This is a genomic window from Amycolatopsis sp. NPDC058278 (assembly GCF_042881395.1).
Classification (GTDB): domain Bacteria; phylum Actinomycetota; class Actinomycetes; order Mycobacteriales; family Pseudonocardiaceae; genus Amycolatopsis.
Genome location: NZ_JBHVXZ010000074.1, coordinates 30521 through 49459, shown reverse-complemented (window position 1 = coordinate 49459; position 18939 = coordinate 30521). Strand labels below are relative to the sequence as shown.

At 69.0% G+C, this 18939-nt stretch carries 17 protein-coding genes; 3 read left to right on the top strand and 14 right to left on the bottom strand.

The genetic code is table 11. The features are described 5' to 3' along the window. Nucleotides 1-243, top strand: a 243-nt coding sequence (locus ACFVYA_RS31940; protein WP_387050301.1) for a MerR family transcriptional regulator, incomplete at its 5' end; no start/stop codon positions are given. Between the two features lie 549 nt (nt 244-792). Here the strand turns inward: ACFVYA_RS31940 and ACFVYA_RS31935 are convergent. From ACFVYA_RS31935 to ACFVYA_RS31915, 5 genes are all read right to left on the bottom strand, one after another. Continuing rightward, the gene (locus tag ACFVYA_RS31935; protein ID WP_387050300.1) at nt 793-3516 is read right to left on the bottom strand and encodes a beta-L-arabinofuranosidase domain-containing protein; all 2724 of its coding nucleotides are present in this window, start codon (nt 3514-3516) and stop codon (nt 793-795) included. Nucleotides 3517-4034: 518 nt separating this feature from the next. Next, nucleotides 4035-4382, bottom strand: coding sequence for an enolase C-terminal domain-like protein (locus tag ACFVYA_RS31930; protein ID WP_387050299.1), 348 nt, complete (start codon nt 4380-4382; stop codon nt 4035-4037). A gap of 232 nt (nt 4383-4614) precedes the next feature. Continuing rightward, the gene (locus ACFVYA_RS31925) at nt 4615-4806 is read right to left on the bottom strand and encodes a hypothetical protein (RefSeq protein WP_387050297.1); all 192 of its coding nucleotides are present in this window, start codon (nt 4804-4806) and stop codon (nt 4615-4617) included. 680 nt (nt 4807-5486) lie between these two features. Beyond that, a complete protein-coding gene (locus ACFVYA_RS31920) occupies nt 5487-5813 on the bottom strand; it encodes a hypothetical protein (protein ID WP_387050295.1) in 327 nt (108 codons plus the stop codon). Nucleotides 5814-6077: 264 nt separating this feature from the next. Beyond that, entirely contained in the window at nt 6078-6251 is a 174-nt protein-coding gene (locus ACFVYA_RS31915; RefSeq protein ID WP_387050292.1) for a hypothetical protein, read from the bottom strand. An 84-nt stretch (nt 6252-6335) separates the two neighbouring features. On the opposite strand from ACFVYA_RS31915, the gene ACFVYA_RS31910 reads away from it, so the two are divergent. Next, on the top strand, nt 6336-7289 hold the full coding sequence (locus ACFVYA_RS31910; RefSeq protein WP_387050291.1) for a DUF5937 family protein: 954 nt from the start codon (nt 6336-6338) through the stop codon (nt 7287-7289). A gap of 35 nt (nt 7290-7324) precedes the next feature. Here the strand turns inward: ACFVYA_RS31910 and ACFVYA_RS31905 are convergent, their stop codons facing one another. The 8 genes from ACFVYA_RS31905 to ACFVYA_RS31870 form a co-directional block, all read right to left on the bottom strand. Then, a complete protein-coding gene (locus tag ACFVYA_RS31905; protein WP_387050289.1) occupies nt 7325-7702 on the bottom strand; it encodes an SH3 domain-containing protein in 378 nt (125 codons plus the stop codon). 474 nt (nt 7703-8176) lie between these two features. Beyond that, complete coding sequence (locus tag ACFVYA_RS31900) at nt 8177-8515, bottom strand: hypothetical protein (protein ID WP_387050288.1); 339 nt, start codon at nt 8513-8515, stop codon at nt 8177-8179. A 17-nt stretch (nt 8516-8532) separates the two neighbouring features. After that, nucleotides 8533-9051: a hypothetical protein gene (locus ACFVYA_RS31895; protein ID WP_387050286.1), complete on the bottom strand. Its 519-nt coding sequence runs from the start codon at nt 9049-9051 to the stop codon at nt 8533-8535. 121 nt (nt 9052-9172) lie between these two features. Further along, the gene (locus tag ACFVYA_RS31890; RefSeq protein WP_387050285.1) at nt 9173-9403 is read right to left on the bottom strand and encodes a hypothetical protein; all 231 of its coding nucleotides are present in this window, start codon (nt 9401-9403) and stop codon (nt 9173-9175) included. A 7-nt stretch (nt 9404-9410) separates the two neighbouring features. Next, nucleotides 9411-9584 carry a twin-arginine translocation signal domain-containing protein gene (locus tag ACFVYA_RS31885; protein WP_387050284.1) on the bottom strand — a complete coding sequence of 58 codons (174 nt, stop codon included), beginning with the start codon at nt 9582-9584 and terminating at the stop codon, nt 9411-9413. Between the two features lie 44 nt (nt 9585-9628). After that, the gene (locus ACFVYA_RS31880; RefSeq protein WP_387050282.1) at nt 9629-10486 is read right to left on the bottom strand and encodes a GDSL-type esterase/lipase family protein; all 858 of its coding nucleotides are present in this window, start codon (nt 10484-10486) and stop codon (nt 9629-9631) included. A 19-nt stretch (nt 10487-10505) separates the two neighbouring features. Further along, nucleotides 10506-11351 carry a rhamnogalacturonan acetylesterase gene (locus ACFVYA_RS31875; RefSeq protein WP_387050281.1) on the bottom strand — a complete coding sequence of 282 codons (846 nt, stop codon included), beginning with the start codon at nt 11349-11351 and terminating at the stop codon, nt 10506-10508. A 36-nt stretch (nt 11352-11387) separates the two neighbouring features. Then, the gene (locus ACFVYA_RS31870; RefSeq protein WP_387050279.1) at nt 11388-12479 is read right to left on the bottom strand and encodes a glycosyl hydrolase 53 family protein; all 1092 of its coding nucleotides are present in this window, start codon (nt 12477-12479) and stop codon (nt 11388-11390) included. A 231-nt stretch (nt 12480-12710) separates the two neighbouring features. Here ACFVYA_RS31870 and ACFVYA_RS31865 point away from each other — a divergent pair, with 231 nt between their 5' ends. Further along, nucleotides 12711-15674 carry a glycosyl hydrolase 115 family protein gene (locus tag ACFVYA_RS31865; RefSeq protein ID WP_387050277.1) on the top strand — a complete coding sequence of 988 codons (2964 nt, stop codon included), beginning with the start codon at nt 12711-12713 and terminating at the stop codon, nt 15672-15674. Between the two features lie 82 nt (nt 15675-15756). Here the strand turns inward: ACFVYA_RS31865 and ACFVYA_RS31860 are convergent, their stop codons facing one another. Further along, complete coding sequence (locus tag ACFVYA_RS31860; RefSeq protein ID WP_387050276.1) at nt 15757-18483, bottom strand: hypothetical protein; 2727 nt, start codon at nt 18481-18483, stop codon at nt 15757-15759. Between the last annotated feature and the right edge of the window lie 456 nt (nt 18484-18939).

The following is an 18939-nucleotide window of genomic DNA, read 5'->3' as shown; positions in this document are numbered from 1 at the left end:
GCCGACATGCTCGGCACCACCCAAGGCTTCCTGCGCAGTCTCGACGAAGCCGGCCTGATCACCCCGCAGCGCTCAGCCGGCGGGCACCGCCGCTACTCCCGCCACCAGCTGCGCCTGGCCGCCCGGGCGCGGGAACTGGTCGACCAGGGCACTGGCATCGATGCCGCCTGCCGCATCATCACCCTCGAGGACCAGCTTCACGAGGCCCAGCGCCGCAACACCGAACTTCCCGCCGGCAGCTGAATCCCGACTCGGCACGCGGCCTCGGCGCCGCGTGCCGAGGTGCAGTCAAAGCCATGCCCTTTCGCGGCCATGGCACGGAGTCCGCCCACGGGCGCCCTGCTGCTTTGCCACCGCACCTGATGACCGCACTTCACGGTGCCCGCCGACAGCCGGCTCGGACAGTGCGCCCGGATCGGACGGACTTGATGGCTCGGCATACCGTGCATCGCGGGGACGCTGGCCGGTCGGATCGAACTCCATCTCGACGGCGCGGTGACTGTGAGCCTGTGCGGGAAGACCACCCTGGGCTGCGCCCAAGTCGCCACCGAGTACCGGCGTCTCGGTTTCGGTCGCACGCTCGAAGGCCTGACGATGATCTGACGACGTATCGCCCGGCTCGAACTGCTCGCCCGAGGTGACCCGGCTTGCCGGATCGGTCGGCAACGCCAGCGGACGACGAGGTGTGCCTCGGGGTGGGCCGGGCCGTCGCAGGCGGCGACCCGGCAGCCATGGAACCCTCGGTGGCTACCGCGTTCGCGGTGCTGTTACGGGGATTGCCGAGCCCGGCGGTCAGCAGAGGTAGTTCGCCCGCCGGGCGGTGGCCAGTACCCTCGCGGCGTCTGCGCTGCCGAGCCGCCAGGCGTCGACCTCGGTCCGGACCTGGCGCACCAGTGCCTCCTTGGTCGCGAACGGTGCGCCCGCCCAGATGTCGTCGAGCAGCGTCGTCCCGGCCCCGGCCGGGTTCGCGACCCCTGAATCGAGGCCGCCGAAGACCACCGTCGGCTCGGCGCGGTGGAAGTACGCGTGCGTCGGATCCTCCGTGCCTTCGAAGAACGGCGCGAACTCGACGTCGTCGAGCCGGAAGTGCAGCGGCTTGCCGGGAACGGGCGCGAACGAGGGGAGCAGGTCCCCGGACAGCGCGGCGTTCCGGTACAGCCCGAGATCGAGGAACGTCGTCCTCGGATCCCGCGCCACCAGGTTCACCGGGCCGAAGAACAGCGTCTGCGTCTTCGGGTCGTCGAGCGCCTGCTCGGCGCGCAGCCGGAACGGCGTCCGGACGACGACCGTGTCCCCGTCGCGCCAGGTGCGGGTGAGCACCGGGCCCGCCGCAGGCTTGCCGTTCACCTTGACCGAGAAGGTGTCACGGCACCAGGACGGGACCCGCAGCCGGAGCGTGAAGCGCGCGGATCCGCGGACGACGAGCGTCGACCCCTGCTCGTACGGGAAGTTCGTCCGCTGCTCGATCGTGACGCCGTTCCACGACAGCTTCGACGGGCTGTAGAGGTTCACGTAGAGCGTGCTGTCGTCGGCACTGCGGAAGTAGACGGTGTCCTGGTACTTGGTCGCGCTCTCCATCCCGGTGCCTTCGCAGCACGTCGTCCCGGCCTTCGGCGTGTAGTCCCGGACGTGGCCGGGGTTCAGTCCGATGAAGTAGGTGGCCAGCGGCTTCTCGGCGTCGGCCTTGTCCTGTTTGGAGCCGAGGACCTGGTTGTACAGCGCGCGCTCGTAGTAGTCGAGGTAGCGCGGGTCCTGTTCGTGGAAGTACAGCATCCGGCTCAGCTTCAGCATGTTGTAGGCGCAGCACGTCTCGGCGTTCGTGTCGCCGAGCGTGCCGGCGATGCGGCCGGGCTCCTTCCAGAACTCGCCGAGGCTCGTCCCGCCGATGCCGTACATCCGCGTCGGCACCACCATGCCCCAGAAGTTGCGGGCGGCATCGAGGTAGCGCTGCTCGCCGGTCTCGTCGTACAGCCGCACCAGGCCGGTCAGGATCGGGATGTGCTGGTTGGCGTGCATCCCGGTGAGGATGTCGGTGCCGGCCACGCAGCTGTCGATGAGGTGGTCGAGGTCGAACAGCTTCGCCAGCGCGAGGTGCTCGGCGCGGCCGGTGACGGCGTGGACGTCGCAGATCGCCTCGACGATCCCGCCGAACTCGCCGCTGGAGAAGATGCCCCACATGCGCTGCAGCGTCGTCTTCGGCAGTTTCGACAGCCGCGCGTACATCCAGTCGCACATCCCGGACGCGAGGTCGAGCGCGCGCTCGTCGCCGGTGGCGCGGTAGGCCTCGAAGAGCCCGCGCAGGATCTTGTGCGCGGTGTAGTAGGGCGCCCAGACGACGGTGTAGTCCCCGCTCGTCATCGACTCCAGCGTGCTGAACTGCGTCTCGGGGTAGGCGGCCAGGAACCCGGGGTGGCTGGGCCCGCCCCAGGTGCGGCGCACGACCGCGGGGCCGGAGCGCCCGGTCCGGTCGGTGAGCGTGTCGAAGGCGTACGACGCGAGATCGCCGTCTCCGGCTTTGCCCTGCAGCGCACCGACTTCGGCGGCGGGCAGCGCCCGTGACCAGACGTCGAACCCGCCGAAGGCGCCCGCGAACACCGGGTCCGGGTAGAGCGAGCGCCCCAGCCAGTGGTTCGCCAGTGCCCCGAGCGCCGCCGGGTTGAGCGTCATCGCGGTGTTCGTGCCGGCCACGGACCCGTTGACGTACAACGTTCCCGTGCTGCCCGAGATCGTGACGGCGAGGTGGCTCCACTCGCCGACGGGCAGGGGAGCCGTCCCGTCGATACCCTGCTCGCGACCGGCCCCGCCGTTCGTGATGGCGAACCGCGGGACCCCGGAACCGTTGCGCGCGGCCAGGTACAGGTACTTGGTCGTGTTGTCGCCGAAGTCGAACACCCGGGCCCAGTTGTCCGCGTGGGCAGGCCGCACCCACGCCGCGATGGTGACCTCGGCGGCGCTCCCGAGCACGGTGGGTGGCAGCTCGACGTACTGGTAGGAACCGCGGGGCTGCTCGATGGCTGCCTGGACGCGGCCGGGGACGACGAGTGCGGCCGGCTCGCGGCGCAGGGCGTCCCGCACCTCGGCGAGCGCGCCGACCATGTACCGGATCCGGTCGCCGAACACGGCCTCGCCGGTACTCGCGTGAGCCTGCGCGAGCATCGTCAGGAAGTGCCCGGTGTAGTGCCCGCGCAGGTTGCCGTTGGCCTCACCGTCGAGGCCTTCCCAGCCGCCGGGCGCTACCGCGCCGCGGGTGTCCAGGCCGGCGTTGGCCCGGAAGACCTGCAGCAGCCGGTTGACGTCGTAGCCGCGGGCGTGGTCGAGCATCAGCGCGCGTTTGGCCGCGAAGACGCCGTCGCGCAGCTTCACGGCACCGAGCTCGAACGGCTGGACACCCCATCGGGCGGGCGGCGGCGTGACGGCCGCACCCGACGGCGTGGCAGCCATCGCCGACGGCGCGCCGAACGTGATGCCGAGTGCAGGTGCGGCGGTGGCGGCGCGCAGGACGGTGCGTCGCGTCATTCGCGTCTTCGGGGATGCCATGGAGCCCTCCGGTTCGGGGTGCGAGCAGCGCGAAAGCGAACCGATGAGGGCGGTCGGGCACACTATCGCAAGATCGGACTCGGCTCGTCAATAGTCGTCGAAACTGTTGATTTCCTTGACGACAGGGGTGCGGTCGTCGAAGATCCTCGCATCCAGGCAGTGCTCACACTCGGCCGATGAGGGCGTTGAGTGTTAGCGTTAACAAAGAGCGGCTCGGTTCATGTGTCGCCGGGCCGGCGGGGCAGCTGTTCCGCCCCGGCAGGCCCGGCGACCGGTGTGTTCGGCGGTCCCGCTGAACACACCGGTCTCGCAGGGTGTCTTCGTGGCACCTCGCAGGTGCCTTCGCGTTCGTCTATGTCCCTTGTGGACCAGTCCGGAGGTCTGTCGCGCCGTGCGGTGTCGATGTGGATGCCTTCGGCTCCGTCGTCGAACCGGGCCGATGGCCGCCCACCGGCCTTCGACCTGGCCACCTGCTCCTCCGGCTTTGAAGCCACGCCCTAGCGCCCCAGGCAGGGGCGTTTGCTGTCGAATTCCCAGCCGGGAACGAGGTAGCGCATGGCGATGGTGTCGTCGCGAGCGCCCAATGCCTTCTCTTGGTAGAGCTCATGGGCCGCGAGCAGCCGGTCCCGGTCGAGCTGGATGCCCAGGCCGGGGGAGTCGGGAACGGCGATCTTGCCGCCGACGATGCGGGGCGGGGCGCTGGTGAGCCGCTCGCGGCCTTCCTGCCGGATCCAGTGCGTGTCGAGTGCGTTGTACTCACCCGGCGCCGCGGCACCGCAGTGGGTGACCATGGCCAGCGAGATGTCGAAGTGGTTGTTGGAGTGGCAGCCCCAGGTCAGCCCCATCGCGAGACGGTGCCGGGGATAGCGGGCTTCGGCTTCGCGTTGCGCTACGACAGCCCCGCGACCGACGCGATCAGCTGCCCGGTTCCGCCGGCCAGGCTGACCGCGGACCACGAATCCCCCATCGTGTCGATCATGCGGGAGGTTCGGGCGAAGATCGAGACACTTCTGGCGCCTGTTGCAGGCGCCCCCGACTGGCGCTGACCGGTTCCGGCGCGACGCAGGGGCGTTCAAGCTAGGGCGCTGCGGACCTCGGTGGGCCACTGCTGGACGCCGACCAGCAGGGTGATCCCATGATCGCCAGCAATTCCGCGCGTGCCTTGTCGGGCACGACGGACAGCACTTTGTCCTGCAGTGCTTCGTAGCGCTCGCGGTTCACGCGCTTCTGGATCTCCGCGACGATCGGGTCGTCGTGGGTGTGGGTCATGGTCACGATGCGAGCGGCCGGCTGTGGGCCACCTGGCTCGCGGGGTGCCGCTCGGTCTCGTGCTCGCTTCGGCGTAAGTGTCGGCGGAGCGGCCGCGCCCGTTGGTGAAGGGTTTCCCTGTGCTCGGCAGTCCCGGTGGCCGGCCGGCCGGGTGTTCCGGCCTTTCGATCAGTAGGTTCTGCCAGGTCGGGATCTCGTTTCCGGACCGCGAGGAAGCCGTGCCATGACCGACCCGAACGGCAGGCTGACCGGCTCGTCCCCGATGACGACTCCGGCCGGTACCGGTCTGGCCTCGGCCGCCGGGGAATTGGCCGGCCGCGGCAGGGCCGCGATGCATGGGCGCGACCGGCGACCGGCGCAGCCTGGAGGGCATCGTGCCGGAGCTTCGGCGGTTCGACGGCGAGAGGAGGTGACGCATGCCGGTGAGCCGCAAGCGGAAACGGGGTGAAAGGACCGCCGTGACATTCGCCGCGCAGTCAGAGGCGCTCGAGCGGCCGGACGCGGCCGAGCAGGAAGCGGAACCCGAGTGGGGAGCGCCGGTCGGCGGCCAGGGGAAGAGTCGTTCGCCTCGGTCGTGGGCAGCACCGCCCATCAGGAGAAGAACGAAGACGCCGTGTTCCTGCTGGTCAACCAGTGCCCAGGACAACGCGACCGGCCAGGCCGCGCCGAAGCCCGGGAAGTCAGCTGTTGAGCGTCCGGGTCAGGTACGGGGTCTCGGGGAATTGCGCGCACGACCGGTCTGACAGACGCGCCTTCCGCGCTGTCTGGATCCCAGGGGGCACGGATTCATTCAGCACCAGGCGGTCTCGCGAGAGGCGGTTGCCGTCCAGCTCCCGCGATTCCCGCCCGCGGCGAACCGGCAGCTCGTCGCGCACTCCCAGCTTGCGCAGGAATTCGACCCACTCCTTGACGTTGTCGCTGGAGCGGAGAAGTGCCGGCGGTGGAACAAGAGTCCGCCGCGCCAGCTGGTTGAGCCCGCTCGGCACTTCCTCCTCGACTGCGGTCACGCTCCCCGGAGTGTGCCGCTCGATCCGGCCGGGAGGAGGAGAACGGGATCTCCGTGGCAAGGACGCGTTCGCCAGCGACCGTCGGCAGTCGAGCGCTCACTTCCCCGAACATGGAGCGAGGCCAGGGTACCGCCCTCGCCATCCGCTCGTAGTGGCCAGGACCGACCGGACGTGGTCCACCACCGAGCGGGCGTCAAAGCGGCTGACCAGGCTGTTGCTCAGCAGGACACCCGGATCCCGCTGCACAATGGTGAGCGTGATACGTCAAACGTCCGCAGAAAAGCTGTGGATCCTTGCTGACGGTTCGCCGAGTACGCTCTTCAGTGGATATTGCCGTAGTGGTCCAGCTTCCGCGGCGCGCAGCACGGAAAGGGCATGGGTCGTTTTCGCGTCATCGATCGCGCGATTATCGGCGGTGAGGAGACTGGTCAGTTGCATGACACGAAGTAGATACACCCGGTGAGCGCTTGCCTTCCGCGGCGACGCTGGTGCAGCCTGGATGTCGGCTCCGGGGAGGGAACCATGGCATTGCGGTTGGTGTTCGAGCGAGTAGACCTGCAACGCGTGCGCCTGGCAACAGCGCCCGACCCGTTATGGGAAGTCGTTTCCAGCGTGGCCTTGGTCCACGGCCCCGGCTACGCGAAATGGCGTCTACGGGTCAGACCGGACGATTCCGCGCTCGACGATATTGCGTTCTTGCGTGCGCTCGTGCCACCTCACGGCGATTTCCCCGACTTCTTGACCCCCTCGCCCACTACCGCCGACCTCGACGATGGCTGCGAGGCGATCCTTCGCACCACCCGCAGCGTCCTCAGCGCGGACGTGGCCGCCGCCTTCGCCGACCGGCCGGCGCCGGGCTGGGCCAAGCTCCTCGCCGCCGGCGACCGCGGCCAGGTGGCGCGCGTCGCGGCGTCTGTCCGAAGAGGACATCGATACCTCGTCGCCCCGGAGTGGGACCGAGTGCGTCACCTCGTTGCCACGGATCGGGCGAAGCGCACCGAAATCGTCGGCACGCACGGCGTCGAACACCTGCTGACGACATTGCCCGGCGTGACGAGCTGGGACGGCAGCACGCTGGTGGTGCGCTACCCGCGCGACCGGGCCGTGCGCTTGCGCGGCCGGGGTTTGACGCTGGTGCCGTCGTACTTCACCACTGGCACCCCCATCACGCTCATCGACCAGGAGCTGCCGCCGGTGCTCGTCTATCCGGTCGGCGCCGCCGCACCACACTCGGTCGCCACGGGAGGCCTCGACCGGCTCATCACCCGAACCCGCGCCGAGTGCCTGCACGTCCTGCTCGCTCCGCACTCGACCAGCGCACTGGCGCACCGGCTCGGCGTCTCGGTCGGCACCGCATCCAAACAGGCCACGGTCTTGCGCGCGTGCGGGCTGATCACCAGCACTCGCGACGGCGCCGCAGTCGTGCACCGCACGACCGACATGGGCCTCGCACTGCTGCGGGGCCCGGTGGGGTGACGAGCACCAAGACCGCCACCCCACCGGTCAGCCGGTCAGAAGCCGCACGAATAGTTGCTCCCGTTGCCGGAAAGCAGGTCGTCGCGGATCCAGCCGATCGTCCCGGTCCGGGTGTCCCTGACAAACGTCCAGGTGTAGCTGCCCGCACTGGTCCAGCAGTAGTAGTCCAGAACGTCGCCGGGTTGCGCGGCACCGACCGCCGGGCAGCTGGTGGACGTGCCGTTGCGGATATTCGCCGCCGTCGTCGCGTGCCCGGTGTTCGGGTCGCGGTTCGGGCCGTTGTGGCCGCAGGCTGCGCTGTTCGGCGTGACCGTCCCCGCAGCACCGGGCGGCGCCGCGACAGCCGTCCCCGCCATCGCGACGCCGGACAACCCGAGCGCAACGGTGGCCGCCGCGATCGTGATTTTCCGCATATTGCTCTCCTCTTCGCCGTCGGCTGTGCTCTGACCCCGCACAGTCTGTCGATCGGGCCAGTCGGCGTTCAACCCTTTTGCCTTACACCGCAAGTGATCCACCATCCAGCGCCCGCGGAAGATCACACGGCTCCGTCCGCTGGCAGCGTCGCCGGACATCGCTGGTTGCCGTCACGGTCACCGATCAGCCGGGCGGATGCTCGACGTGGAGTTGGCCAGGGTTCGGATTGCTCCCCTTCGGCTGCAGCTCGAGGCACCACGGGGTTGAAAGGTTCAAGGAGATTGTCCCAGTCGGGTGATGGCCGCTGCGACACGCCTTCTTTTCAGTTCGTCGTCGCCTCGATGCGGCAAGCGCTCTTCAAACCCACTGCCCACCGTCTCGGTCCGTTGCACGGTCGGTGGCGGGACAACCTTCGCCACCGTGCCCTGTTCTGGGACGGCTATAAAGCCAAAAGGCAAGGGGTGAGGCCCGGGTCACCGGTCGGTCACGGCCTCGGCGGGGACCAGGTAAGGCCGCTTCCCCTTGACCCCAGCCGGAAACAGCAGAGCCAGATTCTCACCAGTCCCCGCTACCCGAACCTCCCGGCGCGGCCGGTCGGCCAGCGCGGCAACGCCATACGCATGCGCGCCGCGGGCGTCGATGGTGTTCCCGTCGCGGTAGCTGATCCGCAGGTCCGGCGGGCGGTGGTCGGCGGCGGTCAGGCGCCGGTGCGGGGCGATCGTGACCTCCGCCGGGTACCAGCCCGTGCGGCGGGCGGCGGCCAGGCGCCGGGCCCAGCGGATCCGGCGGAACACCGCGACCGGGAACAGCACGACCCCGGCGATGAGCATCAAGATGCCGGCGCTGCCCGTGGCCCGGTCCTCGTTGGGTTCGTCGGAGGTGCGGACCCGGCCGGCCGGACGGGGTCGGTCGCGACCAGGACGTGGTCGCCGACCGCGTAACGGCGCTCGGAAGTCTTGTCGATCCAGACCCGCTTCGGGGCGCCGCCCAACACGTAACCGACCTCGATGTACGTCCCGGCCTTCGGCTTGTGCCAGACAGTGAGAACGGTGCCGTCACTGTGCACGCCCGTGCGCAGCAACAGTTCGGCGGCCCGGTCCAGCTCGTTCTGCACCGCGAAGCACCCCCCGATCAGGGCAGCGGCGGTCAGCAGCGCGAACGTCCAGCGCCGCCCGCCGGCCCGCAGCCGCCGCAGTCCCGGCGCGGCGGCCTCCGGATCCGGAGGGCCGGCGGGCAACCCGCTGTCGCGCTCGGCGACAGCAGGCCCGGCCGACGGCGAGGGCGGCGGCGAAGAAGACGGCAGACGACGCCGAGTCGGTATGCCGAACGCGTGCTCCCCAGTCGCCATCGCGCCATGGTAGACCGGTTCCGGCCGCGGAGCGCCGCCTGTGGACCGCGGTGCTCGGTGGCGTGCTGCCGGTGATTCCGCCGCACACCGTCGCCGTCGACACGGCGTGCATCGTCGCGTTCTACCCGGTGGCCAGGCGGACCGACCGCCGGACGGCGTGGACCATGGCCGTGGTCGCGACTGTGCTGCTCACCGTCAGCTCCTCGCGGGTTCCCACGGTCGAGGTCAGCACCGGCTTCCCGCCGTTGAGCTGCCGCCACCGGGTCGGGTCGTTGCCCTGGCTGAGCCCGAAGCAGACCTGTTCGCCGGTGGAGGTGTTCTCACCGGTGAGCGAGTGCGGTGCGGCGCCCACGGACGGGTCAGCCCAGTTGGGCTTCCCACTTGGTCTTGGTACCGGACGCGTCGGCCGCGAGGCGGTCTCGTGCTGCGGTGTCGCCGTACATGGTCCAGCGGGCCCAGTCGAGCAGGGTGAGGCCCGCGCCCGCCGCGCCGACGGCGGTCAGCCTGAGGAACTTCCGTCGTTGCATGGTCATGGATGACTCCTCGGGTGTGGGGTGGGTAAGCGTCGAACCAGTGACTACTTGAGGTAGTCGGCGAGGCCGATCTTCTGGTCGCGCAGCCCCTTCGCCACGACCCGCGCGATCTGATCCGCGCCCGCAGCTTCGAAGTGCGTGTGGTCGTTGCAGAAGAACGCGCCCACGGCGCCTCTGGTGTAGTCGCCGTTGTTGGGACACAGCTTGAGCGTGTTGTAGAGGGCGTAGCTCAGCTTGTGCAGATCGATCACGGGCGCTCCGGTGGCGGCGCCCGCTGCCGTGGTCGGGGAGAGGAATCCCCGGTTTCCGACCGCCGTGCTTCCGCTGCACGTGATGGCCGCGACCGGGGTCAGCAGGACCGGGTGGGCACCTCGGCTCTTCGCCGCGTCGGCCATCGTGGTGAGCAGGCTCTGGTAGCGGGCTGGGCCGACGTGTCGTGGGCAGTTCGGGTCGCTGTCGTTGATGCCGAACTGGATCAACAGGTAGTCGCCGGGTTGCATCCCGTTCGTGGGATCGAGCATGTCCAGCCAGCGTTGGGCGTAGGTGTTCGGGCTCACCACGCATTCACCGGCGGAGTTCTTGGTGCGGGTCACGTTCGACTCGTAGAGCCACGTTTGGATGCTGCGGCCCGACACGGCTTTGTTGACCACGGTCACCTGGTCGTTGAACAGCGGGTCGAACCTGTTGCCCCAGCCGACCGGGCAGGACGACTTCGGATCCGCCATGGTCGAGTCACCGGCGAGCCACACCTTGACCGTGGCCGCTGCCGTCGCGTTCGACCCTGCCGGGCGGGCCGCGCAACTCGGTGCGGCAGTCTCGTGGAGCGAAGCGACTGCCGGCACGGCGCCCGTCAACATCGGCGCGGCGATCAGTGTTGCGATCGTGAGAACGAGTTTTCGCAAGGCGGTCTCCTTCTGGCGGTCAGCGCAGGAACGCGGCGGCGGGCAGCTGAGCGTCGGCCATGCCCTTGGTGACGAGGCCGGCCATGACTGCTCCTCCGTATTCGGAGAAGTGCGCGTAGTCCTGGACACCGTCGTGCTGGACCGTCAGGTACAAGGGCCAGGACGCGGTTTCGCCCAGCCGCTCCAGCAGCGCCTGGCTGCGGGCGGTGAGGTCGATCAGCGGCACGTGCAGCTTGCCGGCGAGGCCGCGGATCACTGCGGGCAGGTCGACGCCGAGGTTGTTGACGATCAGGCCGGTCGGCGTGAGCTTCCCGTCCGGACCGAACTGGTGCCGCACCGGCGGGGTGACCAGGACCGGCAGCCCGCCACGCTCGCGGACGCCGTCGGCGTAGTTGGCGACCACGATCCCCGGCCGCAGCAGCTGGGGCAGTTCCTGCGCCCAGCCCCGCTTCGGGCCCTGGAGCCAGTCCGACGCGGTCGAGTCGCTCACCACGAACAGCCGTGGCCGGCGCGCGGGTGCGACGGATACGTTCGCCGCGGCCGGACGGGCTCCGGTGAGGTGGACCTGCAAGCCGGGCGTCCCCGTCCCTTCTTCGCCGGTGGGCATGCTTTCCGGGCTGCGCACGTTCACCGCCGGCACCTCCCGGCGGAACTCGCCGGCGCGGGTGCTCACGGGCGCGAGCACGGTGCGGCGCGCCTCCACCTGGACAGCGGTCTGCGCGGCCTGGGTAGCACTGCCCAAGGTCAACGTGACCTCGTAGTCGCCGGGCGGAACGTTGAAGGAGTAGTCGACGGCGTCCATCGTGCCGGGCGAGCCGGGGAGGGCGGACAGGGCGAGCAGGACACTGACGGCGGGGACGAGCATCGTGCCTCCCGGGCAGAAGTGGCGTCTCGCCAGGGGCTACCGGAAGCCGTCCATGATCGCGGTGGGCATGCGGGTGGCGGCGTCCCAGGCGACGTTGGCGTAGCCGGTGAACGGCGAGTACCCCTCCGGCTCCCAGTAGAAGAGGCCCTGCCCGCCGGTGCTCTTGAGCGCGCTGAGGTAGGCCACCAGCGAAGCCTTGGTGGACGAAACCTTGCTCACCGGGCCGCCGAACTCGCTCTGCAGGAATGGTTTCCCGTACTGGTCGGAGATCTTCTTCATGTTCGCCACGATGCCGGCGGCCAGGTCGGCGCTGCCGTAGGAGGAGAAGACGGACATGTCCCACTTGCCGCCGTTTCCGGCGTAGCGGCTGAAGAAGGTCTGCATCGAGTCCCACTTCTGCGGCTGGGCGAGGTGGATGCACACGGTGGTGCTCGGGGACACCTGTTTGACCTGGTTGTAGGCGGCGTTGAGCAGGCCGGTCATCTGGGCGCCGTTGGAGACGCTGCCGACGGGACGGCAGATGCCGCTGTTGATCTCGTTGCCGATCTGCACCCAGGTGGGCAGGACGTCGTTGCTCTTCATGACGTTCATGGTCTGGCCGACGTAGGAGTTCATCGCGCTGAGCAGCTGGCTGTAGCTCATGTTCTTCCACGCCGCGGGCGGGTTCTGCACGCCGACGGAGTTCCAGGTGTCGCCGAACATGTAGTCCAGCATGATCGACATACCGGCGGCCTTGACCCGTTTGGCCAGCGCGGCGACCTCGGTGATGCTGCAGTGGCCGTCGGTGGCGCTGCCCGAGGGGTTGACGAAGGTGCGCAGCCGGATCGCGTTGATGCCGTAGCCCTTGAGGATGGTCAGCAGGTCCTGGCTCTGCCCGCTGGAGTTCTTCCAGGTGTAGCCGTGGGCTTCCATCTGCGGTGCCCAGCTGATGTCGGCGCCTTTGAAGAAGGCAGCCGCGGCGGGCCGTGCCGGGAACACGGCGGCCATCGCCTGGGTGGCGGCCCCCGCGCCCAACGCGAGCGCGCCCACGCCCGCAGCGGCGCCGAGCAGCACGCTGCGGCGTCCCAACGGAGGCGATCCGGTTTCCGGCCCTTCGTTCACCGTGAACTTCGTTCCGTGCGTGGTCATCCGATCTCCCTTGATCGACGACAAAAACGCAAGACTGACGCTCGCTGGTTCAAAGCTCGACTATGATAGCGCTTTCACAGGCATGGCCGGCAACGCTTCGACGAATTCGAAGTCGGCGCGCTGAACGTTCACGGAAACCCGGCGCGAGAGCCTTGCCACGTTCTCCGCCGTGCGGTTCTATTTCCAGGGAACCATGCGCCGCCGAGCCGCCACGTGGAAGGGGACAGTCCCGTGATCGCCAAGCCGCCGGGGCATCCGGATGACGACGCCTTCGTGCCATCCCGCCGGTCGTTCCTGCGGGGGCTGGCCGCCGTCGGGGCGCTGCCGCTGACCCCGGCCGCCGCGGCCTTGCTCACCGCCGAGCCGGCCTCCGCCGCAGGCGACGGCTTCCCACTGGTCGTGGGCGGCGTTGCCGCCGACGTGTTCGTGGACGCGGCCGACGACGTGGCCGTCCGCCGCGTGGCGGGCGACCTGCAAGCGGACATCGAGCGGGTCAGTGGCGTCCTTCCCATCCTGACGAACCGCACCGCCGGGCTGTCCCGCACGGCGGTGCTGATCGGCACGATCGGGCACAGCCCGGTCATCGACAAGCTCGTCGCGTCCGGTCGCCTCGACGTCTCCGAGGTCGCCGGGCGCTGGGAGGCCTCGGTGACCCAGGTCGTCGACGCGCCGATCGCCGGGGTCGACCGTGCGCTGGTCATCGCCGGCAGCGACCGGCGCGGCACCGTCTACGGCGTTTACGACCTGTCCGAGCGCATCGGCGTCTCGCCGTGGTACTGGTGGGCTGACGTGCCGGTCCCGCGCCGCGACACCGTGACCCTCCCTCTGGCCACGGAGAAGCGGCGTGAGCCGGCGATCCGGTACCGCGGCATCTTCCTCAACGACGAAGACAACCTCTCGCAGTGGGCGTATCGGACGGAAGAGCCCGGCAAGCACATCGGGCCGGTGACCTACACCCGGATCTTCGAGCTGATGTTGCGGCTCAAGGCGAACTACCTGTGGCCGGCCATGCACCCCGAGTCGGACCACTTCAACAAGTACCCGGACAACCCGCGCCTGGCCGACGAGTACGGCGTCGTCGTCGGCTCCAGCCACCCGGAGGCGTTGCTGCGCAACAACGTGTACGAGTGGCAGCCGTGGGCGGAGGCGCACCGCAACCCGGACGGCAGCCTCCCGGAATACGACTACACGGTCAACCCGCAGACGATCCTGGACTACTGGCGCGCGCGGGCGAAAGCCAACGCCCGGTACGAAAGCGTCTGGACGGTCGGTATGCGCGGCATCCACGATTCGGGCCTGGTCACCAAGAACGCCAAGACCACGGCCGAGCGGGTCGCGGTGATGAACGACATCATCACCCAGCAGCGCCGGATCCTGGCCGAAGAGGTCAGCCCGGCGGCCGGTGCCGTGCCGCAGATCTTCATCCCGTACAAGGAGGTGCTCGACCTCTACAACGCCGGGGTGCGGGTGCCCGAGGACGTGACGCTGATCTGGCCGGACGACAACCACGGCAACATGCGGCAGCTGCCCACGGCGGCCGAGCGGCAGCGGTCCGGCGGCAACGGCCTGTACTACCACATTTCCTACTGGGGATCGCCGAAGAGCTACCTGTGGCTGGACACGACGGCGCCGGCCAAGATCTGGCAGGAGCTGCGCCGGGCGTACGACAACGGGGTCCGCCACACCTGGATCGTCAACGTGGGCGACCTGAAGTCGCAGGAGACCGGGCTGTCGTTCGCGATGGCGCTCGCCTGGGACATCGACCGGTGGCGCGCGGAGGACGTGCAACCCCGGCTGGCCGAATGGGCCGGTCGCCAGTTCGGCGCGGCGCACGCCCGGGAGATCGCCGAGATCCGGCAGGGCTACTACGAGCTGGCCGCGGCGCTGCGCCCCGAGTTCATCCAGAGCGGGGTCTTCTCCCTCGTCCACCACGGCGACGAGGCGGATCGGCGGATGGCGGCGTACCAGAGCCTGATCGGCCGCGCCGAGGCGGTCGGACGGCAGCTGCCGTCGTCCTACCAGGACGCCTTCTTCGAGCTGCTGCTGTATCCGTTGACCGGCGCGTACCTGATGAACCTGAAGTTCGTCTGCGCCGACCGCAACGCGCTCGCCGTCAAGCAGGGCCGCGGGGCCGGGGTGAACGTCTTCGCCGGCCTCGCCGAGCGGGCCCAGGCCGACGAGGAGGCGCTGACCCGCCGCTACAACACCACGATCGCCGGGGGCAAGTGGAAGGAGATCATCAACCCGTATCCGGCCAACGTCCCCAAGGCCCCAAGGGTGCCCGCCGTGACCAGACGCACGCCGACGAGTGCCGTGGGTCTCGGGGTGGCCGCCGAGGGCAACGAAACCGGCGTCGCCCGGCCCCTGACGTTCTCCTCGTACACCCGAGCCACGCGCTTCATCGACATCTTCAACACCGGGTTCGCCCCGCTGTCCTGGCAGGCGTCCCCCAGCGACCCCTGGGTGCAGGTCAGCACCAGGGCAGGGACGACCCCGGACCAGGCGCGGCTCTGGGTCAGCGTCGACTGGGCCGCGGCCCCGTCGGGCGTGAGCAGCCCGCAGGTGCGCATCACCGGCGCGGGTACCACGGTGACCGTGCCGCTGCAGGTCGCCAACGACGGCGAGCAGGGCCGGGCGGCGGCGATCGGGTTCGTCGAGGCACACGGCTACGTGTCGATCGAAGCCGAGCACTACGACCGGCTGGTGCCGCGGTCCGGGGCGACCTGGCAGACGGTTCCCGGCCTCGGCCGCTCCGGCGCGGCCGTCATCGGTGCGCCGTTCACCACGGCACGCCTTGACGGCGACAGCCGCACGGTGGCGCCCGAGCTCCAGTACAACGTCCGCTTCGCCACGGCCGGCACCTTCCCGGTCACCGTGTACCGGCTGCCGTCGCTGGACGAGCGCGGCACCCGCCGGCTCGCCATCGGCCTCGATTCCGGCACCCCGATCCTGCTCAAGGGAACGGGGGTCACCTCCGCCACCGCCGCGTGGTCGCGCAACGTGGTCGAGGGCATCGAGAAACTGACCACGAGCATCACCGTGGACCGGCCGGGCGAGCACGTCCTCAAGCTGTGGATGGTCGACCCGGCGAACGCCGTCGACCAGATCGTCATCGACACCGGCGGGCTGCCGGCCACCTACCTCGCCCCGCCGGAAAGCTTCCACCCCGTCTTCAACCCGAACCCCGGACGGTGAAGGCGCTCGTGGGCGAGCCGGTGGCCGCCGCCGTCTGGGCCGCTGCGGCATGATCGAACCCGGTCCGGCTGCTCACCTTCGACTAGCCGACGACGGCGACCGCGTCGACGACCAGGACGCCGCTGCGTACCTTGATCTGAACGGTGTGCCTGCCGTACGTGAGCCCACGGAGACCGAACGTCTGGTAGAACTCGGCCGATGCCGTCGTGTGGGCCGCGCTGTCGGTGATGCTTCCGTCGACGGTTGTCTCGAGCACGGCCGAGCCGTCGTTGGGGCCGGTGATGTCGAGTCCGGTTCCCGTGAAGGTGTAGCTCAGCGTCGAGCCGGATCCCTGGCTGGTGGACAGCGTCCGCTGGTAGTTGTACATGCTCTTGCCGCTTTCGTGCGCCCACTGTCCGCCGTAGACGAGCTTGGTGGCGGGCGGGGCGCTCAGGTCGGTCATCTCCAGGTTGTCGAGCAGTTCGGTGTAGTACGGCGTAAAGCCGTCGAGGGTGCGGACTCGGAGGTTGTCGAACCTGGTGTGGTAGTAGCCGCTGCCGATCTCGACGCGGCCGGAGAGCCGGGGAGCCGGATCGGTGTACCTGGCCAGCGTGACGCCGTCCAATGAGGCGGTCAGCTCACTGCCGGCGGCTTTGAGGGCGAGCTTGTGCCACGCGTTGTAGGCGGTGTCGAATCCCGGAATTGCCACACCTCCTGAGCCGCTCACCACGTTGCCACCGGCTGCCACCTTGTTGTCGACGATCAGCTGCCAGCCGCCGTCGAACGTGAACTTCAGCTTGTAGGGCGCGCCGACGTCGCCGTGCTGCTGCCGGACCCCGAGGAGCGCGTAGTTGGCGCCGTCCTGGAGACCGTTGTTTTCGAACGAGACGTCGATGGCGGCCTCGTAGTTCAGCCACCGGCTGTCGCCGATCCGGGTGACCGGGTCGCCGCCGCTCCAGGCGTCGCCGAGCCCGTCGACCGCCTTGTCGAGCTGCTGACGGAGGACGGAGTTCCTCGACCCGTCCGGGCGATAGGCTTCGAAAGCACCATTGCGATCGCTGGTGTACAGGGGTATTGCGCTCTCGGAGCCGCCGCGGGAGGCGACGAAGTCCTCGCTGCCCACGATGGCGCCACCGGTCCCGAGCACCGGAGTCCGCTTGCCGGTGTAGTCGAAGCCGTCCGCGTACAAGGTGTCGTCCTGGGTGTGGTGACCCGAACCGGAGGCGTCGGTGTCCAGCACGGTTCGCGCGCCCTCCACCGGCAGCGGTGCCCGGTACGCCGGGTTCGTGTGCCGGGCCAGTGTCGTCACGGTGACCACCGAGTAGGGCTTGACGTTGACGGTGTACCCGCCGTCGGAGCCGGCGGTGACGTTGCCGCGGTACTTCAGGTAGTCGGCGTTGAAGGCTTGACCACGATCGGCCGCCCGCGTCTCCCACGTTTCCAGGGCCGGCGTCCCGGTGCAGGCCATGTTGACGGTGCTGATGCGGTAGGTCTGCGGGTACTCGCTGTCGTTCATGAAGACCGTCGAAAAGTTTCGTTTGTCCGGAGCGGCCAGCGTCAGGTAGCTGGGGGTGCCGTTGCGGCCGTTGACGGGGTTCGTACCCGCCGCCCCGGTGTGGCTCGCCTGGGGGACGGCTCGCCAGATCCCCGCGGTGTTGCCGGGGTTCTCCCAACCGGTCTTCGCGAACCAGCTGAAGTGCCGCAGGATGTCGATGCCGACGTCGTAGTGAAGCCAGCCCGACCACGGGTCACGCGCGCTGACCAGTTCCTTGAAGCCGTACTGCCCGCCTTCGTAAAAGGAACCGATGGCCGGCTGGTAGATGAAATTCGTCCGGTTGGAGTTGGTGAACCCCTTGATGATCGTGTTACCCATTTCCAGTGCGCTGTTCTTCCCGCCGATGCCGGTGCCCGCGACGGTCGGATCCTTCGTGTTGTTGTTGGGCCGGAAGGCCGAGTTGCCGAAGGTGGCCTGCGCCTCGCTGTTCCACACTTCCTTGTCGAACACCTGCGCCAGTCGCTTGAAGTTTCCGGCGCTGTCGTCGTCCGGGGTGTAGTGGTACCCGGCCACCGCGACGGCGTTGCGCAGCTCGGCGTCGGCCACCATCGCCCCGCCGAAGCTGCCCAGCCCGGCCTCGTCCGAGATCACCACCTGGATGCGGTTGTACAGTGCCCGTTCGGCGGCGTTGGCGAAGCCGGATGCGTCCGTCCTCACCAGACTGGCGTACCGCTTGCTCCAGGCCAGGTCGGGTGTGCGTTCGTTGAGGCCCGGGTTGACGTAGTCGACCATGAATCCGTAGGTGCGGTACGCTTCGAGGATCGTTTTCTTGTACCAGGTGTAGACCTTGTCGTTGTCCGTCACCCACGCGGGTGCGTTCCAGCGCAGCAGGCCCACCTTGAGCGCGGGGTTCACCTTCTTGGCGTCGGCCGCCAGCTGGAACCCCTGGTCCCGCTTGACGTTCGGCGTCTCGCTTTCCGTCCGCATGGTGGCCGGATCCGGTCCGGTGGAATTGTTCCGGTCGTTACCCATCTCGATCTTCACGTTCGTCAGTACCGGACTCGGTCCGCCGAACAAGATCCGGAGGAGTTCCGTGTACTTGCCCGGGTGCTGGGCCTTGTAGTCCATCAGCAGCTCGCTCGTGCTGTTCGCGCTGAGCATGCCGAACCCCTTGAAGGTGAGACCGTTGACGTTCCCGGCCTTGATGTCGTTCCCGTCGAGCACGATCCCGGTGCTCGTCTCGGCCGCGCTCATCGGCGTGTTGATCAATGGCCCGGCGAGTACGGCCGCCACGAAGAGCGCCGGCGCGCACAGCACGGCGCGGGGGAGGCGCACGCGAGCCGGGGAGACTCGGGCGGTTCCCCGGTCCGGCGGGGAGGAAGCGGGTCGGCGGTGCACAGTCGGGTCTCCGATCGACGGGGGGTGTGGGAGCGCCGGAACGGTGACCGGTCGGGCAGCGCTTATAGGAAAGCGCTTTCATTCGCCGAGCACAAGAGGGCATCTCGACGGTCTCCCCATTCGACACGGCCATGGTCGAACTGTCGACGCGCCGGCGGATGCCTCCACCCGTGGGCTACCGGTTCGAAGAATTCGACCGGTGGTCACCGGCCCGGCTTCGAGTACCGCGTGCCATCGAAGCAATCCGGCAGCTTTCGTTGGTGACCGTTTCTGATCGAATCGGACCTGTCCCGGAAAAGGAACAGTCGCCCAGCACAGTTCGCTTTGCTGCTCGACCGGCACGCCGCTGATCGATACCCTTGGTCCAAACGGTCAAACGAACAGCCGATGGAC

Coding starts and splice junctions, on each gene's coding strand:
- ACFVYA_RS31935 (WP_387050300.1), bottom strand. CDS start 3,516: ATGACGCGACGCACCGTCCTGCGCGCCGCCACCGCCGCACCTGCACTC.
- ACFVYA_RS31930 (WP_387050299.1), bottom strand. CDS start 4,382: ATGGGGCTGACCTGGGGCTGCCACTCCAACAACCACTTCGACATCTCG.
- ACFVYA_RS31925 (WP_387050297.1), bottom strand. CDS start 4,806: ATGACCCACACCCACGACGACCCGATCGTCGCGGAGATCCAGAAGCGC.
- ACFVYA_RS31915 (WP_387050292.1), bottom strand. CDS start 6,251: ATGCAACTGACCAGTCTCCTCACCGCCGATAATCGCGCGATCGATGAC.
- ACFVYA_RS31910 (WP_387050291.1), top strand. CDS start 6,336: ATGGCATTGCGGTTGGTGTTCGAGCGAGTAGACCTGCAACGCGTGCGC.
- ACFVYA_RS31905 (WP_387050289.1), bottom strand. CDS start 7,702: ATGCGGAAAATCACGATCGCGGCGGCCACCGTTGCGCTCGGGTTGTCC.
- ACFVYA_RS31895 (WP_387050286.1), bottom strand. CDS start 9,051: ATGGCGACTGGGGAGCACGCGTTCGGCATACCGACTCGGCGTCGTCTG.
- ACFVYA_RS31885 (WP_387050284.1), bottom strand. CDS start 9,584: ATGACCATGCAACGACGGAAGTTCCTCAGGCTGACCGCCGTCGGCGCG.
- ACFVYA_RS31875 (WP_387050281.1), bottom strand. CDS start 11,351: ATGCTCGTCCCCGCCGTCAGTGTCCTGCTCGCCCTGTCCGCCCTCCCC.
- ACFVYA_RS31870 (WP_387050279.1), bottom strand. CDS start 12,479: ATGACCACGCACGGAACGAAGTTCACGGTGAACGAAGGGCCGGAAACC.